The organism is Alishewanella sp. d11, assembly GCF_049390205.1.
Classification (GTDB): domain Bacteria; phylum Pseudomonadota; class Gammaproteobacteria; order Enterobacterales; family Alteromonadaceae; genus Alishewanella.
The window spans coordinates 1,266,685-1,282,278 of record NZ_CP186547.1 but is presented as its reverse complement, the minus strand read 5'-3'; the positions used below and the strand labels follow the sequence as shown (position 1 = coordinate 1,282,278).

Genomic DNA, 15,594 nt, shown 5'->3' with positions numbered 1-15,594 from the left:
TTAGTGAAAAGCGCCAATGTAATCAAATTTCAGTGAGTTTCTGCTTCTGGCACACGGCCGATCTTCGCTTTAAGTGAAAAACAGTATATGCCAAGCTCAATCTAACTACTGCGCCTCCCCCCGTTGGAGTGAGCCGATGAAAAATGGCGATTTGAGGTTTTAAGAAAACGGGTGTTTGAGCGGTTCGACGCTAGCGAATCGCGAGTTACGTTTTCGCCTCAAATCGATATTTTTCAGCGGGCTTTCGAGCGGAATCGGGTTGCCTTTTCTTTGGATACTTTCTTTTGGCAAGGCAAAAGAAAGTATCTCGCCAAAGGCGAAATCTTTGAATTGATTGGACCTACCACGGTTATTGCTGTCCATGAAGTCGCATGCACGCTTAGTGATATGAGCAGAAGTAAAGGAGTAAGATACCGTAATGCTCAACCCTCTGTGTTAAACCTCTCACATAGTCATGCAGTAACCACGTAACGATCTATGTCAGCGCGACAGGTATCAATAGCATACCTTGCATCTGTTGCTGGCGCAGGCCTTGAAGTTGATGGCAGATAAGCTGCTGATAGGGTGCAAAGGCTGGATTGACTGCCAGCGCTAATAAGCCTTGCTGATATTTTAGCTGCTTATCCTCCAGCATCGCTGGGCTGGCGCTTTGTTGCAATTGGCTAAACTCAGGTAACAGCATGGCATTGCAGCCTAAACTATGGGCAATAGCGAAACCGGCTAAATCAGCATCGCCAAAATACAGGCTGGGTTTAGCGGTTTGCTGCCAGACATGACACAAGCCGGCACAACCGCTGCTGTATTGGGTATCGCCGCGATACATGATCAACAGCTGCGAGTAGGGCAGTGCTAACTGAAAGCGCTCCAGCTGATAAAAGCAATCCAGATTTTCCACGATAAGTAAGGCGTCATAAGCGCTGAGTGCAATCTGCTGCCAATCGACATCGGTAATGCGAATAGCGGGTAGGCCTTGGCATGGCAAAGCATTATTCAGTCTAACTAATACTCTTTGCTGGCGCGGGCTGGGGCCAAGGCTTTTTAGCTCTTGCTGACTATTAAGAGCATTATCTAAGCGACTTTGCTGCTGAGTGGCATCTTGAAAACAGGCCTGCTGTAATTGCCGCTGTGTGGCGGCAATGGCTTGTAGCAGTGGCAGATTAAAACGAAATTGTGGTAATTGCAGGCTGTTAGCGGGCACTAACTCATGCTCTAGGCACCAGCGCAGCAGCTCTTGTACCGCTTTACCGCTGGTTTTTACCCGCTCGCTACCATTGGTGTTTAGCCGCTGTTGCAGTTGCTGCAAGTAGCGTAGCGCCTGTGCACTCAGCGGCGGGTAATGCATTAGGCTGCCTGTAAACTAATGCTAATATCACGAATCAGCAGCAAGCTATTAAAATCACTGGCGGGCGCTTCTTCGCGCAGCATGGTAAACATGGCTTTTTCATCAACCGGCAGGGCTTGGTATTCGGCGATAATCTGATAGAGCCAAATTTCGCTATCCCATGTCAGTGCTTGCTGCTCTAGATAGCTTAGCGCACTGAGTTTACCGCCCTGATCAATCACCCGCAGGTAGAAGTTCTCGACATCGGTTTTCAGGGCCTGTTGGCGTGCTGCAATTTCTTCGTCCTGCAGTAGCTCGCTAAAGCTGGCGCTTTGCGTATCTGGCAGCTGAATAGGTTGGTGGCGCGGTAACGCCCGCACTAACTCAGCCAATACCTGACGATCACTGGCTTTATCCAATGCTATCGCCGCCTGTGGCACTATTGCCGCAGCCTGATTAAATAGCTGGGGTACTTCACTGCGATTCGGATAATCGGCCGGTTGGTATTTCGGGTGCTGGCGTAAAAAAGCCGCCATATTGGCAATTAACAGGGAGCGCGATTGTTGCTGGCGGAATTTGGCGAGCAGCTCCACTAGCCGCTTTTGCACTTCTAATAAGCTGCTATGGTGCGAGCTGAGCTGGCTTTGTAGCTGGCTTACCAGCAACTTACGCAGATGGTTATTACCTTCAGAGAGCTCGATTAACTCGGTAAAGTCGAGTAAATCCAAGCCATCTAGCAAGCGGCGTAATTGCTTTTGCGCCCGTTCGTTTTCCCGAATTTTATCATCAAGGCTGCTAACAAAACCAAAGTCGCTATTCAGCCGGTGCCAGAGGCTGTCGATGGCCTCTTCAAACTGGCCACTTAAATCATGCACATGCTCTGTTAGGCGTTGCAGCTGTAGCTCGGCTACGCTGTAATCGCCTTTATACTGGGCATCACGATAGGCTTGTACCCGGTTACGAATTTGCTCCAGCTTTTCGGCCACGTCAGCATTAATCTGCCGGCGGTTTTCATCGGCCACCATACTGGCAATCAGCTCGCTGACTAACGGGCGCAGCGCCAAAGGCTGTTGTTCGTCTGGCCGCCATAAAATACGGGCAGCAATCAGTTTTTTTAACGCCCCTTCGCTAAAGGCGCTTTCATCAATAAAGCCATCTAAATAGCCTTGCATCAGCTGCTTATGATGCTTACCTAATAACGCTAAGCGTTCGGCACCAATGCTAAACAGGTTAGAGGCGGTAGTGGCAGAATCTAACGGTGCCATTAGAGCAGTGTCTCCTGCGTCGGGGTATCCTCAACCGGCAGATGTTCTTCATCACGAATAAAACGAATCAGATCAATTAAATAATCAACTTTACCGGTAACGATGTAGTACTGGCGCTCGGCATGGGGTTGCAGCAAATAACCGTGCTCTTTTAAGCGGCGGAAAATTTGCTTTACTTGGCTATCGAGCTGCTCACTTTGGCTATTAAAAAAGCGATCGCTAGCCAACTGACTTAGTCTCTGGCGCAAGCTTTGGTTATCTTCGGTGCGTAGCACAAATTCCTGCAGCTTAATGGTATCGCCAGCGGTTAAGGCGCTATCGCGGCCCATAGTTTCCTGCACCAGCTGCAACCATTCCAGCAAGGGCAATAAGGATTGTACTGTTAGGGCAAACTGGCTACTAAGTTGCTCGCGGGCGTCTTTATTCAGTTCGTGATAACCCAAAAAGAACACGCTGTGATCATCATTACTGACTAACCGCCGATTCAGCGGCCGCAGATAATGGTTAATATCCTGCTGGGTTTGCTCCAAACTTAAATGCCGGTAGGCATCTTCGTCGGTGATCTTACAAATAAAATCACCGGCCAGCAGGCGCTCGAGTAAAGGTCCGTGTTGTAACATTAGCTTGCCTCCTGCTGTTTCTGGGCTAAGCGCTCGGCTAAGCGACTGACTTTAGGTTGAATGCGTTTGAGCTGGCGCTTGGTAGGATCTTGCTGGCTGGGCTCAATTAAATAGCGATGCTGGAACAGCATTAACACATCTGACTCTGGGTTCGGGAAGGCACCGACAATCACAATCTGATTGCTGCTACAGGCCGTAAACAGCTTTTCCACGTTGTGATAGGCGAGGGTGCCAATTTCATCGATGGGCCAGTGAATAGTCACCTTGGCGTCGCCACGCAGTAAGCGGGTAAAGGCCAGTAAGTACTTACATAAAATCAGGTAAGCCATACCGTGGCTGGACGATTCCAGCAACTGGCGATCGTTTTTAATCACTAGCTCTGAGCCGCCTTCGCTTAAATGCAGCTCTAAGCGCAGCAGCGATTCAATAGTGTATTGCTCATCGGCGCGCAATAATTCGACCACATCGGCCAGCGCATTCAGGTATTGCTCTGAGGGCAGGGCTTTACCCGAAGCGCCCCAATCATCATACAGCTTGGCGAAATGCTTAAGCGGCTGCCAAAAGCCCAGCTCATCGATAGTGGATAAGATGCGTACTTCCGATTTGCTAATGCCTTCCAGCACTAAGTCGTCGGCCACCGCTTCACTTAAACGGCGGCTTTGCAGCGCAATACGGCGGTTAATATCGCTAAAGACCGTAAAGAATTTCTTCAGATCGCCGCCGATATTCTCGCCCATTTCCAGCAATTGTTGCTGTTGACCTTTTAAGATCTCCAGCAGGTTTTGCAAAATCGGCAGTTGCTGGCGTTTACCGGCGTAGTCTGGCAGCTTGCGTTTTTCGTGCTCTAACCGATCTAAAAACTCGGGGCCGGCATCTTTACTCAGCCCGCTTTCAAATTGCTCTAACGCCAGTTTGAGGGCGCTATCCAGTTTACTACGCTGCTCTAAGGCTTCGTTGGCACGGGATAGCCGTTCAATGCTATCGGCCGAGCTTTGCAAGGTGGCAGGGGTAACGCTGGCCAGATGTAACTCGAGCAGTTTGGCGAGCACCGGTTTTAATTGCAGTAGCAATTGTTCGGCTTGGGTCATTAGCTCTTGCTGCTGACGTTTTTGCTCTTCCAGTTTTTTCTGCTGGTTGCTGTAATCGGTTTTTAATTGCTCCAGCGCCTGCTTAATGCTGCGTTGCTGTTGCTTCAGTTCGGTTTCCTGTGCCAGCAATTGTGGTCGCAGTTGTTGCCAGTCCAGCGAGATAAACTTCTGCCAGGCCGTCAGTTCGTCTTGGCGGTTTTCGGTGGCTTTAATCTCGGTTTTTAACTGATCTTGCTTCTGTTTTAACTCAGTTAAACGCCGTGGATCAATGCCTTTGGCCGACAGCTCTTCGTTAAAGGCTTGCTGCAGTTCTTTAATTTGGTTTTTATTGTCTTCGCGTTTGTGTTCTAACTGGCGCTCCAACTCATCAATTTGCTCATCAAAAACCTGTAGCTCCGCCTGCCAGTCGGTTTTTAGCTCCATTTTCTGGTTATTGTGATCGTCTTTTAACGCCTGCAAATCTTGCTGTTGCTGCTGTTTAAGCTTTTCCAGCTGCTGTTGCTGGCTGCTCAGTTCACTGCGCACGCTGCTCTGGCGCTGTTTAATTAGCTCGCGTTGCTGTGCCTGTAAGCGGTTACGCGCATCGCGGGCATACTCAATATTTTGCTCCGACTGGGTAAACTGCCACTCGGCTTGTTCTACCTGCGCCCGAATCAGCTCGGCTTGTTCAAAACGTTCTTTTAACAGCTTTTCTGCCTGGGCTTTGTTGGTGGTTGTTTGCTGTAATTGTTGCTCGGCAGCATGAATACGATGGCGAATCGCCGCTTCATCTTGCGCATAGTCCGGTGTATCAATGGCGCTAAGCTCTAGCGTTAACCCATAGACACTGTTGGTCAGATCTAACAGCTGGGGATGTAAATCCTGCCGCTCTAGTAAGCGCTCGTCTAGCACCTTGCCCAGCTTTTGCTCCCAGCCATTGTAGTGCAGGCGTAAATAGTGCCGTAGACTGCCTTGCTCAGGCGTAAGCTGGCGATGTAATTGCTGTAACTGTTGTTCGGCACTGTGTAAGGCTTTGCGGCTTTGCTCTAACTGTTGGTCGGCTTGCTCGCGCGCTTGCCGCGCTTGTTGATACTGCTGCTGCAATTGTTGTAACTGCCGCGCTTGTTGCTGCGCTTGTTGCTGCGCTTGCTCTAAACGCAGCTCTGCCGCGCGCAGCTCGTCATGTTCGGCCTCTGTTAGCGGCGAGCTGGTGAGCTGACTTTGCAATACCGCAATAGCGCTGCTTAGTTGCGTCAGTTGCTCTGAAAATTGCTGCTGCGCTTGCTGCAGGCGGCTTTGAAAGGCTTGCTCTAATAACGCCAGTTTGCCGTCTTGCTGCTCGCGGGTGGCGTCTTTTTGTTGCTGTAATTGCCGTGCTTTGGCGCGGTGTTGCTCGCTTAAGCGGTTAAAGGCTTCGGCCAGTTTGGCTTTGCGCTGTTCTAGCTGGCGCTCTAAATCGCCATGTTGCTCTACCATCAGTTGGTACTGTTCCAACACTTCCTGCAAGGTTTCACGCCACAGTGGTAAGGCATCGGTATCGCGCTGCAGTTTCGGCATATCTTTGGCGTCATAGTCGTCAAAGCGTTGCTGCAGTTGATCTAAGCGCGCGCTGGTTTCGTGTAAATCGGCTTCGGCTTTACTGAGTTTGCCATTTTGCTCTAATTGCTGGGCGTTATACTGCTCTTTTAACGCCAGTAACTGACCTCGCAAGGTATTGACCTGTTGTTCTGCATCGGCTTTTTTCAGTTTTTGACTCTGTTCGTCTTGTTGCAGCAAGGGTAGTAAGGCGGCCAATTGCGCTTCGGCGCCATCTAATTGCAGGGCCAATTGCTTTAAACGCTCAAAATCTTGCTGCAATTTATCCAGCCGCATCGACTGGCGCATCTGCTGGATCCACTCCCGCGCCTTGGTGTTTTTCACTTTAGTGGTGGGCAAGGTAACGCCATCTTCTTCAAAAATGGCGGCCAGCATAGCTTTAAGGGTGTCCATTTTGCCTTCTTTGGCATGGACGGCACTGACCAGCTTTTCAATATGCCGCAGTTTATGGCCGCTGCTGACTAAACTAAAGGTCGCGGCTAAGCGGCGTAGTTTGACGCTATCGGCATTATTGCCACGTAATGCGGCGGCATCGTTTTGAATAATACTACGGTATTCGCTGGTGGCACTGACTTTGGCAGAGACTTGCACATCGGGGCGGGCACGCATTGCCGCAGCCCAATCGCTATAGCTTAGGGCTTTTACGCCTTCACTACTTTGCGTTAAGTAAAAATCGCTTTGATAAGGCGCCGCCACAAAGCGGTAATCCACGCCACCTTCGCTCTTGCGCGTCAGCACGACCTGACAGACGTCACCGCCTTCGCGCTGGTATTCGTAAATGAGGTAGCTGTTGGAAAACGGCAGATAAAATTCATCGAATTTCTTACGCGTTTTCGGCACGACGCGGTTGGGCTGTTCGCCATAAAATACAGGCACTAAACGTTGTAAGGTGGTTTTGCCCGAGGCATTGGTACCACAAATATTGGTATGCTGATCCAGCTGTAGTTCGACCACACCCGGTAGGTGGGTATGTATCAGCACAATACGGAGTAATTGAGACATAGCGCATCCTGTCGGCGGCGCTTAGGGTAGCGCCGCTATCTTCGATTTTCTGGGCTTATTATCCATGGAATGACTAAAAATGCCAGTTGCAAATTCAGGCTCAGCAACTGGCAGCGTCGTAGAAGGCACTCGCTTATTGGTGGGAATTCGCTTCAGGTGTCTGATAGGGCTCTGGGCGTTTACTTAATCGCCGCCACAGCCATTCCACAGGCCCTTGCTGGAAATAGCGGGTGTAGAGTTGACTAAATAGCAGTTGGGCGCCAATCATTATTATAGCTATGCTGAGCAGCTGCAACCTATCTAAGGTCGCGAACCACTCTGGTTTGATGACTCGGAATAGCAGCACCATTACTAGCGTTTGGCTTAAGTAAAGGGTCAGCGCTAAGCGGCCACAGGGGGCCAGCCATTGCTGTAGCCAAGGTGAGTGCCGGAATTTAATCAACAGGCTGGCAAAGCTTAATGCCATCATCACCTCAGCGATATAAGCCCAAGGCAGTATGCCATTTAGCGTTAGCATATAGTGGCTTAGGCTATCTAACCAGACGACAGTACAACTGAGAAGTAGGCTACCGCAAAACAGCAAGGCGGTTTGCTTAGTGCTATAACCTAGTTCAAACCAATGGGTTTTATAAAGCGCAATACCTAGCAGCATGAGCGCTACGGTATACCATAAAATACCCAACACAAAAGCCAGCGCCATCAATGCACTTAACTTAAGATTTTCGATGACTTGCGGTAAGTAAGGTCCCGTCCAAATAGCGATTTGTTGCGCTATAAGTTCGGTATTGGCAAGCTCCACATCTCTAGCGACAGCAGAGAATAAATACATTAAGCTGATTAAAATAGGGAAAATCATCCCAATGCAGAAAAAACGGATAGCTTTGCGCCAGAGCTCGGCGGCAGCAAGTTGAAAATAACCACGTTTTAACACAAAAAGCCCTGTTAACGCATACCAGAGTAGGATATCGCCAAACCAAATTAGCCAACCGTGAATGCCCCCTAATAGCAGCAGCCAATATAAGCGGCGCTTGAGATAGTCAGCACCGTACTTTTCTGCAATTAAATATAAGCCTACACCAAATAAAATACTGAACAGCGTGATAAAACGGCCTTTAATAAACAAGGTTTGCAGATTGTAAAGCAGGGTATCTGTTGCACTTGGCGAGACTTCTGACCAGCGTAAGCTATGCGCATAATCGGGTGGGAAGGCAAAAGCGAAGATATTCATAAGCAATAATGCCAATACGGCTAGGCCACGGATCATATCCAGTTGTTGCATCCGCTGCATTTTTACTCCTTATCAAATAGTGAAATTTTGTTATTTTGCAGCAATATTAACACACAGTTAACGCAAGCCAAGTGCTTTATCAGCAGCGGCTTTGAATATTAGCGAACGGCCTTAGTCAGATCAGGTTAACGCTGCGTTTTGGGATAACAGCGTTGAGTTATCATTGCTCCAGAGAGCGATATGTAGCGCTTAGTGAATGATGGGGCCTTTACACAACAGCCACTTCAATAGTACCGCCGCTACTATTTTGCAGTTGCTCTATAAAGCGCTCACTGTTTTCTATTGGCAGCAACACACTGAGCATCACCGCTTGCTGATAGGTCACCGCGACGAGCTCACCGGCATGTTGTACCAGTAATTGGCGGATCCGCGCCTCCCATGCAAAGTCAGCTCTTAGGTGCAATGCAATCTTCGGGCTTATTGTCGTCAGCTGTGCCAGCTGCGAGGCTTGTGATACTGCGGCCGAATAAGCCCGCACTAAGCCGCCTGCGCCTAGTTTTACCCCGCCAAAATAGCGCACAACTACAGCCAAGCTATTGCCCAGCCCACGTTCGGTTAACACATGCAGCATAGGTTTTCCGGCAGTGCCATTTGGCTCACCATCATCACTAAAAGCTTGAGTTTGCGGTTGCCGGGTATTGCCAATAATATAGGCCCAGCAAACATGGGCGGCATCTTTATAACGCTCGCGATAATGCTGCACCCAGTGCATCGCCTGTTCGCGATCCGTTACCGGCTGCAAAAAGGTTAAAAACTCACTGTTTTTTTCAGTCAGGCTATGCTCGATCGGTGCGGAAAGCACGGTGTAGGAACTCATACCAGCGCCACTTTACATAAAGGGCGCTTAGTATAGCGAAAAAGCGCTCTGGCTGTCTTGGTAGAGCGGTTAATTGCTTGATAGTGAGTTGTGTGGTTTTCTCTTAAGTTAGCATGCCGGTCAGTTTGGCTGGATCTAATAACTGCGCCAGTTCTTCGCGGCTAAGATCAGTTTGCTCGACGGCCACTTCTAAAATAGGCCGTTGTTGCTGATAAGCCAGCTTGGCGATCGCTGCGGCTTTGTCATAACCAATTCGGCTATTCAGTGCAGTGACTAAAATAGGGTTTTGCGCCAAGCTTTTCGCAATATTTTGCTCGTTTACCGTAAAGCTGTTAATGGCCTGATTCGCTAAAGCCAGACAGCTACCACTGAGTAAGCTGATGGCTTGCAGCAGATTATCGGCGACTAAGGGCAGCATCACATTTAGCTCAAAATTCCCCGATTGCGCGGCAATACTTATAGTGGTGTCGCAGCCAAACACTTGAGCGCAGGCCATAGCCACCGCCTCTGGAATAACAGGGTTTACCTTGCCCGGCATAATCGACGAGCCGGGCTGAAGTGCAGCTAAACTAATTTCCGCTAAGCCCGATAAGGGGCCAGAGTTCATCCATCGTAAGTCATTGGCCATCTTTAATAGCGCTGCGGCGAGCGTTTTTAAACTACCCGAGAGGGCTAAAGCGCCATCTTGTGAGCTTAGATTAAAGAAAAAATCTTTGCTGGGGCTTAGCGTTAAACCGGTCTGAACACTAAGTTGGGTGGCAAAGCGTTGGGCAAATTCGGAATGGGCGTTAATACCCGTGCCCACCGCAGTGCCACCCTGCGCTAACTGGCTAAGTAAGGGAATTTGTTGGCTGACTTGCGTTTGGGCATGTTGGAGTTGGCTATGCCAGCCGCCGATCACCTGCGCAAAAGTGACTGGCATCGCATCCATTAAATGGGTGCGACCGGTTTTTACAATATGACCAATTGCCGCAGATTTAGCGCTAAGCGCTTGTTGTAGTGTCGTTAATGCTGGCAGGAGTTGCTGCTCTAATGCCAGTAAGCTGCTCAATTGAATAGCGGTTGGGATAGTATCGTTACTGCTTTGGCCCAAGTTAACATGATCATTGGGATGTACTTTATGCCCACTGAGTTTAGTGGCTAAGGTGGCCAGCACTTCATTCACATTCATATTACTGCTGGTGCCAGAGCCGGTTTGATACACACTTACCGGAAACTGGCTAAGATCTGGCGTGTTTAATAGCTGCTCTGCCGCCTGCGTAATGGCTTTTGCCTCTGCGGCTGGCAATAGGTGCAAATTGGCATTGGTTAGCGCAGCGGCTTTTTTTATTTGCAGTAAGGCTTGAATAAATCCTAGCGGCATGGGTTTATCGCTAATTTGGAAATTCTGCACTGCGCGCTGCGTTTGCGCCTGATACAAAGCATCGGTGGGTACCTGTAGCTCACCCATGGAATCACGTTCGATACGATAGCGCATACTTACTCCTGGCAGTAAAAAATTTGATTTAAGCTAGCCTGCAGCGCAAGTTGCTGTTGCTGACCATGGCGTTGCTGCTGGTAAAGTTGATTAAGTGCTAACATCGGGCGATAGAGTTGATCTAAACAACAACGGTAAATCAGCACTTCCCCCTTATGAAACATCGCGGCTTTGGCGAGATTAAACAGCCCTTGGCGCAAACACCATTCTTGTAAGAGTAGATTATTAGCTTGCGCTAATTGTGCTGCTAAGCGGCAACAACTTGCAGTATAGTCGGCCACTAAACGTGGATAGTGTTGATTAGCATCGTAGGGTGAAAGTAGCTGCTTTTCCAAACGAAATAGCGTGGGCCAAAGTGTTGCTGTTTTGATCATAAAGCCTCCCTTGACATTATGCTAATGATAATAATTATCATTAGCATAATGTCAAGGGTTCTTTGATGCATAAAATAACACATATCACTCTGCTGGATGCTTAGACGAAAAAAAACCGGCAGTTGTGCTGCCGGTTTTCGTCAGTTCGAAACAGCGGAATTAGAAGTTAACGACTAATTCAGCTGAACAAACTTGTGTGCCTTCTAAGCATAGTTTATATGTGGCTGTGGCTGCTGTTGATCTGAAACGATCACGGTAGCGGTTGCCTGATACAGTATCTACTAAGGCGCCGTCACGGTATACGTCTACAGCTTGTCCAACATCGTTCATTCTTAAATCAACAATGGTTGAACCTGTTCTGGCGCGAGTTGCACGCGATAGACTCAGGTTGAAATCAACACTTACATCTGCAACAGACACCACTTGTGTGCTAGTGTTGCTTAAACCGCTTTCGTCTGTAACCGTTAGGGATACACTGTAATCACCAGACTCAGCAAAAGCGTGTGTTGGATTTTGTGCAGTAGAAGAGTTGCCGTCGCCAAAGCTCCAATTCCAAGCAACAATGCTATTATCTTGATCAGTTGAGGCATCAGTAAAGTTTGCTGTTAAACCAGACACGCTGTAGCTAAATGCAGCGACTGGTGCAACCGGATCAACAGGTGTGCCGTCATCATTCAATGCGGTTAGGTTTAAACTCCAGCTATTTAGCGTACCCGTATCTGCACCTGCATTATCCGATACAAACAGTACCCAATCACCACTCATCTCTTCGCTATTAAAGGTTGCAATTGGGAAGTTGCCGATCAGATTTTGAGCGTTGCTTCCTGTACGGTTATGTAAAGTGTGCTGAGTGCCTGTTGGCGAGGTTAACCGCACAATTAAATCACCACGCCAAGTATGCGTGATATTTAAATCAACTGAGGCATTAAAGATAGTACCTTCATCAGGCACTGAAATAGTGCTAGTGATACCAGCTGGCGTGTTGTCTGGAATCGCAACAGGTGTGTCGTTGGTATAACTATAGTCCTCTAAGAAGGCTGGGGTAATGGTTAAGTTAGCCGTAATATTACGCTCAAGCTCGCCAGAAGCATCGTTGGCAGTAATAGTGATGCTGTAATCACCCCACTGCGTTGCTGTATCAGTATCTACCGTCAACACGACTTGATCGCCAGGCAGAGCGCTGTTTGCTGATAAGCTCACACCATCAAGTGCTGGTGACGCATCTACAGCTAAATTAACAACTTGCATCCAGTCGGCAACGCTGTTGATATCAAGCGTAAAGGTTGCCGTTTCACCAGCCACAATACCTTGGCTGCGTGGCGTTAAGCTTAAACGGTAACCTGGAGCTGGGTCTGCTTCTGCTAGGGCATTGACTAAGTTTAAGCGTTTGCCTGAAACGGTTTTACCGTCTAGTGATGCCAAGCTATCGCCACTTTCCATTAGAATGGCTTTCATTTCTAATGGGGAGATATCTGGGTTAACAGACCATAATAAAGCAGCAGCTCCAGCAACATGAGGTGAGGCCATGGATGTGCCAGAATAAGCGGCATAGTCGTTATTTGGGATGGTTGACAGGATAGCAGAACCTGGAGCACCTAAATCAACAGTGGTTAAACCAAAGTTAGAAGCACCACGAGTAAAGACAGACAGGTTGTCGTTACGATCGGTTGAGGCAACAGAAACGATAACATCTAGGTCATATGCAGCAGGGTACATTGGGTTTACGTCTGCGTCTTGACCAGCATTACCCGCTGCAGCAATAAACAGAATACCCGCGTCACCGCCAGATTGAATGGCAGCTCTTAGTGTTTCAGAGAAGCCGCCGCCGCCCCAAGAGTTGTTAGTCGCTTTAATATCAACTCCATGGTTAACTTTCAGGTTGGTGTAGTAATCAATACATTCTATAGCGCCAGCAGTAGAGCCGCCGTTAGGCCCTAGGAAAGAACAAGGTAATAAGGTTACATTCCAGCTTACACCTACAACACCAGTACCATTGTCACCTGCCGCGCCAATGGTTCCTGCGACGTGCGTACCATGAGTATCGGTATCCATTGGATCACGGCTTGAATTTAATGCTGAATAACCAAACTGATGACCAGGTAAACTGCCACTATTTTCCCAGCGGTTAGCGATAAGATCTGGGTGGTTATAATCCATACCGGTGTCGATAACACCAATGATTACATTGTTGTCACCTGTTGTAGTACCCCAAGCTTCAAGCGCTTTAATATCTGCACCAGCCAGACCACCTGCTTGGCCAGTGTTATGCAGACCCCATAAATCGCCAAACCGAGGATCGTTGGGAGGTGTTACAGCCGCACGAGTGCTTTGAACCAGATAATTTGGCTCAGCGACTTCAATAGCAGGATTGCGTGCTAACTGTTTCATAACGAAATCTTTGTTAACACCCTTTGGAACGCGAATTTTGGCAATACGGCCATCGGCAACATGTTTGAATGCAAGGTCACGACCTTGTGCATCTAGTTGACGTAAGCTTGCGCCAGTACGGCGAATAACCGTTTCACGCTGCTGCTTAGTCACACCTGGCTTGAACATAACCATAATAGAATCATCTGCAGCTGGCGCATGATTTTTAGCGAATGCTGTTCCACTAATTAGTGCGGTACCCACAGCTAGGGCAATGAGAGATTTTTTAATCATTAAATACACCTGTTTGTTAATTTTATTGTTTGCGTTTGGTGCTAACAACATGCACAACTTGATATTTAACATAAATCTTGGTGTGAAAGCGCAGTCACTATATATATAGGCCGAAAGAGCTAGTCCTTGGGTAGGGGGAGATGCTAATGAAAATCTATAAGGTGCTGATTATATGTGCTATATGTTTTTTTGATGTTAATGGCTTAATTTATTAAATAGCCCTTTATTCCGATTGTCAGCCGTTTTTAAAACATTAGTCTTGGTCGTCGACTAGTAAAAACGGAGTAGGGAATGCGGAATATGTCTTTCAGTTACTGTAAGTGGTTTTTAGTGTTAATCACGCTAATCTGCAGTATCTCTACATCTAACGCAAATGAAGTTTCTGTTTCACTGGCTCAACTATTGGAACGCAATGGCTCAGCAAATGCGCTGTTGCTTTTACAGCGCGGTAACGAAAATAGTGCAGACGTTATGCAGTTGGGTGCTGCCAATGTTGCTGAGTTAATGCAAATTGGCATGCTAAATGATGTTTCGCTTCGCCAGAACGGGCTCAGCAATGAAGCCAGTATTCGTCAGATTGGCAATGCTAACAGTGCAAATATTTCACAGTTAGGGAATGGTAACTTAATAACGCTAGAACAATGGGGTGGACAGAGTTTTGAGCTAACCCAAATCGGCAATGGTGTTGCCTTGTCTATTGTTCAATATTAATTAAATCGAAAAAAGGATCCAAATATGTTCAAGTTCACATCACGTAAAACGCTTTTAGCTTTATCTGTAGCTGCTTGTATTTCAGGTCAGGCCCTTGCTAATGATAGCGCTCTTGTTGTGCAGACCAACACGGGTAACGAAGAAAACTTAGTACAGTTAGTTCAGACCGGTTCGGCAAGCTCTAACAACCTGATTCTTGCGCAACAGGTAGGTACAGGTAATACCAAAAATATCGTTCAAAGTGGTAGTAACAATTTACTAAATGCCATTGCTGTTGGTGCTATGAACACTGCTGAACTATCACAGAGTGGTGCATCCAACGAATTAGTTGTTGATGTTGAGGGCGATGATAATACCATTAGTATCGAACAGGATGGCGACGCTAACTGGACAACAGCTGAATTTGAGGGTGATGCAAATCTTTTTACCAGTATTCAAACTGGTAGCGATAATCAGTCAGGCGTAAGAACTGGTGCAGGTAATAACAACACTGTTGATATTGAACAAGATGGTAGCGGTAACGTAGGGGGTATTGTTGGTTTTGCTGGGAATGACAATGATATTGCAATCCAACAGTTTGGATCTGCTAACCTTTTTATTGCTTCACGCTTCTCTGGAAATAACAACGAAGTAAATGTTTTTCAAGACGGAAGAGCAAATGATTTTCGTCCTAACCCGGTAAGCGGTGATGATAATGTGGTATTTATTGACCAACGTGGTGATGCTAACTTAATTCAGGCGCCTATTGGTATCCAAGGTAATAATAATGTCTACGACTTTATGCAAAATGGCGAAACTAACTCTATCTTATTTGGCACTATCGGTGATAACCATGAGTCAACGATTGCCCAAACTGGCAATAACAATGAAGCTGAGCTCGTTCTGATTGGTGATAATAATGCTGGCACTATTGATACCGTTGGCAACAGTAACTACGCAGGTATTGGTTTTAATGGCAATGCTAATACGGGTCGTATTAATCAGGATGGCGACAGTAACTCCGCTTTGATGGATGTGGCGGGTAATCGCAATTTATTCACTATTAATCAGAATGGTAATGAGAATGAAACAATTGTGACAGGTGCTGGTGTTAGCGAGAACAGCGTTGATGTTACACAGCGTAATGGTGATCTGAACTTAGTTGATATCTTGCTTGCTGGCAGCGGTAACGATGTCTCTATATTACAACTTGGCAACCAGAACTGGGTTGGTGGCAATGGTTCTGAATCATTTCAAGTAGCAGGTAGTAACGGTACGGTATTAATCAGCCAGCAAGGCAATGATAATATGGTACTGGGTGCACAAAGCGGCATCGACAACGTGTTGCAAGTGATACAAGTTGGTTCTTTTAATACTGCCATTGTTAACCAGAATGCACCTCAGTAAGCATTATTG

General features: G+C 47.5%; 11 protein-coding genes. 2 read left to right on the top strand and 9 right to left on the bottom strand.

Annotation, left to right across the window (positions count from 1 at the left end):
* Positions 1-475: 475 nt before the first annotated feature.
* The 9 genes from ACO1PK_RS05845 to ACO1PK_RS05805 form a co-directional block, all read right to left on the bottom strand.
* The gene (locus ACO1PK_RS05845) at positions 476-1,342 is read right to left on the bottom strand and encodes a DUF7281 domain-containing protein (protein WP_423187733.1); all 867 of its coding nucleotides are present in this window, start codon (positions 1,340-1,342) and stop codon (positions 476-478) included.
* Positions 1,342-2,586 (bottom strand): hypothetical protein, encoded by a 1,245-nt coding sequence (locus ACO1PK_RS05840; protein ID WP_423187732.1) that lies wholly within the window; start codon positions 2,584-2,586, stop codon positions 1,342-1,344. The genes ACO1PK_RS05845 and ACO1PK_RS05840 overlap by 1 nt, the downstream gene beginning before the upstream one ends.
* Entirely contained in the window at positions 2,586-3,206 is a 621-nt protein-coding gene (locus ACO1PK_RS05835) for a condensin complex protein MksE (RefSeq protein WP_423187731.1), read from the bottom strand. Before ACO1PK_RS05835 ends, ACO1PK_RS05840 begins: the two co-directional genes overlap by 1 nt.
* Complete coding sequence (locus ACO1PK_RS05830) at positions 3,206-6,871, bottom strand: ATP-binding protein (protein WP_423187730.1); 3,666 nt, start codon at positions 6,869-6,871, stop codon at positions 3,206-3,208. Before ACO1PK_RS05830 ends, ACO1PK_RS05835 begins: the two co-directional genes overlap by 1 nt.
* A gap of 133 nt (positions 6,872-7,004) precedes the next feature.
* A complete protein-coding gene (locus tag ACO1PK_RS05825; RefSeq protein ID WP_423187729.1) occupies positions 7,005-8,159 on the bottom strand; it encodes a DUF418 domain-containing protein in 1,155 nt (384 codons plus the stop codon).
* 208 nt (positions 8,160-8,367) lie between these two features.
* A complete protein-coding gene (locus ACO1PK_RS05820) occupies positions 8,368-8,976 on the bottom strand; it encodes a YigZ family protein (RefSeq protein ID WP_423187728.1) in 609 nt (202 codons plus the stop codon).
* Between the two features lie 103 nt (positions 8,977-9,079).
* Complete coding sequence (locus ACO1PK_RS05815; RefSeq protein WP_423187727.1) at positions 9,080-10,453, bottom strand: class II fumarate hydratase; 1,374 nt, start codon at positions 10,451-10,453, stop codon at positions 9,080-9,082.
* 2 nt (positions 10,454-10,455) lie between these two features.
* A complete protein-coding gene (locus tag ACO1PK_RS05810) occupies positions 10,456-10,827 on the bottom strand; it encodes a hypothetical protein (protein WP_423187726.1) in 372 nt (123 codons plus the stop codon).
* Between the two features lie 159 nt (positions 10,828-10,986).
* Positions 10,987-13,488, bottom strand: coding sequence for a S8 family serine peptidase (locus ACO1PK_RS05805; protein ID WP_423187725.1), 2,502 nt, complete (start codon positions 13,486-13,488; stop codon positions 10,987-10,989).
* Positions 13,489-13,779: 291 nt separating this feature from the next.
* Here ACO1PK_RS05805 and ACO1PK_RS05800 point away from each other — a divergent pair, with 291 nt between their 5' ends.
* Both ACO1PK_RS05800 and ACO1PK_RS05795 read left to right on the top strand, forming a co-directional pair.
* On the top strand, positions 13,780-14,199 hold the full coding sequence (locus ACO1PK_RS05800; protein ID WP_423187724.1) for a curlin: 420 nt from the start codon (positions 13,780-13,782) through the stop codon (positions 14,197-14,199).
* 24 nt (positions 14,200-14,223) lie between these two features.
* Positions 14,224-15,585 carry a hypothetical protein gene (locus ACO1PK_RS05795; protein ID WP_423187723.1) on the top strand — a complete coding sequence of 454 codons (1,362 nt, stop codon included), beginning with the start codon at positions 14,224-14,226 and terminating at the stop codon, positions 15,583-15,585.
* Positions 15,586-15,594 lie beyond the last annotated feature (9 nt).

Bases quoted from the DNA above. Each gene is read 5' to 3' on its own strand.
- ACO1PK_RS05810 (WP_423187726.1), bottom strand. From the start codon at position 10,827: ATGATCAAAACAGCAACACTTTGGCCCACGCTATTTCGTTTGGAAAAG.
- ACO1PK_RS05830 (WP_423187730.1), bottom strand. From the start codon at position 6,871: ATGTCTCAATTACTCCGTATTGTGCTGATACATACCCACCTACCGGGT.
- ACO1PK_RS05845 (WP_423187733.1), bottom strand. From the start codon at position 1,342: ATGCATTACCCGCCGCTGAGTGCACAGGCGCTACGCTACTTGCAGCAA.
- ACO1PK_RS05820 (WP_423187728.1), bottom strand. From the start codon at position 8,976: ATGAGTTCCTACACCGTGCTTTCCGCACCGATCGAGCATAGCCTGACT.
- ACO1PK_RS05800 (WP_423187724.1), top strand. From the start codon at position 13,780: ATGCGGAATATGTCTTTCAGTTACTGTAAGTGGTTTTTAGTGTTAATC.
- ACO1PK_RS05825 (WP_423187729.1), bottom strand. From the start codon at position 8,159: ATGCAGCGGATGCAACAACTGGATATGATCCGTGGCCTAGCCGTATTG.
- ACO1PK_RS05805 (WP_423187725.1), bottom strand. From the start codon at position 13,488: ATGATTAAAAAATCTCTCATTGCCCTAGCTGTGGGTACCGCACTAATT.
- ACO1PK_RS05815 (WP_423187727.1), bottom strand. From the start codon at position 10,453: ATGCGCTATCGTATCGAACGTGATTCCATGGGTGAGCTACAGGTACCC.
- ACO1PK_RS05835 (WP_423187731.1), bottom strand. From the start codon at position 3,206: ATGTTACAACACGGACCTTTACTCGAGCGCCTGCTGGCCGGTGATTTT.
- ACO1PK_RS05840 (WP_423187732.1), bottom strand. From the start codon at position 2,586: ATGGCACCGTTAGATTCTGCCACTACCGCCTCTAACCTGTTTAGCATT.
- ACO1PK_RS05795 (WP_423187723.1), top strand. From the start codon at position 14,224: ATGTTCAAGTTCACATCACGTAAAACGCTTTTAGCTTTATCTGTAGCT.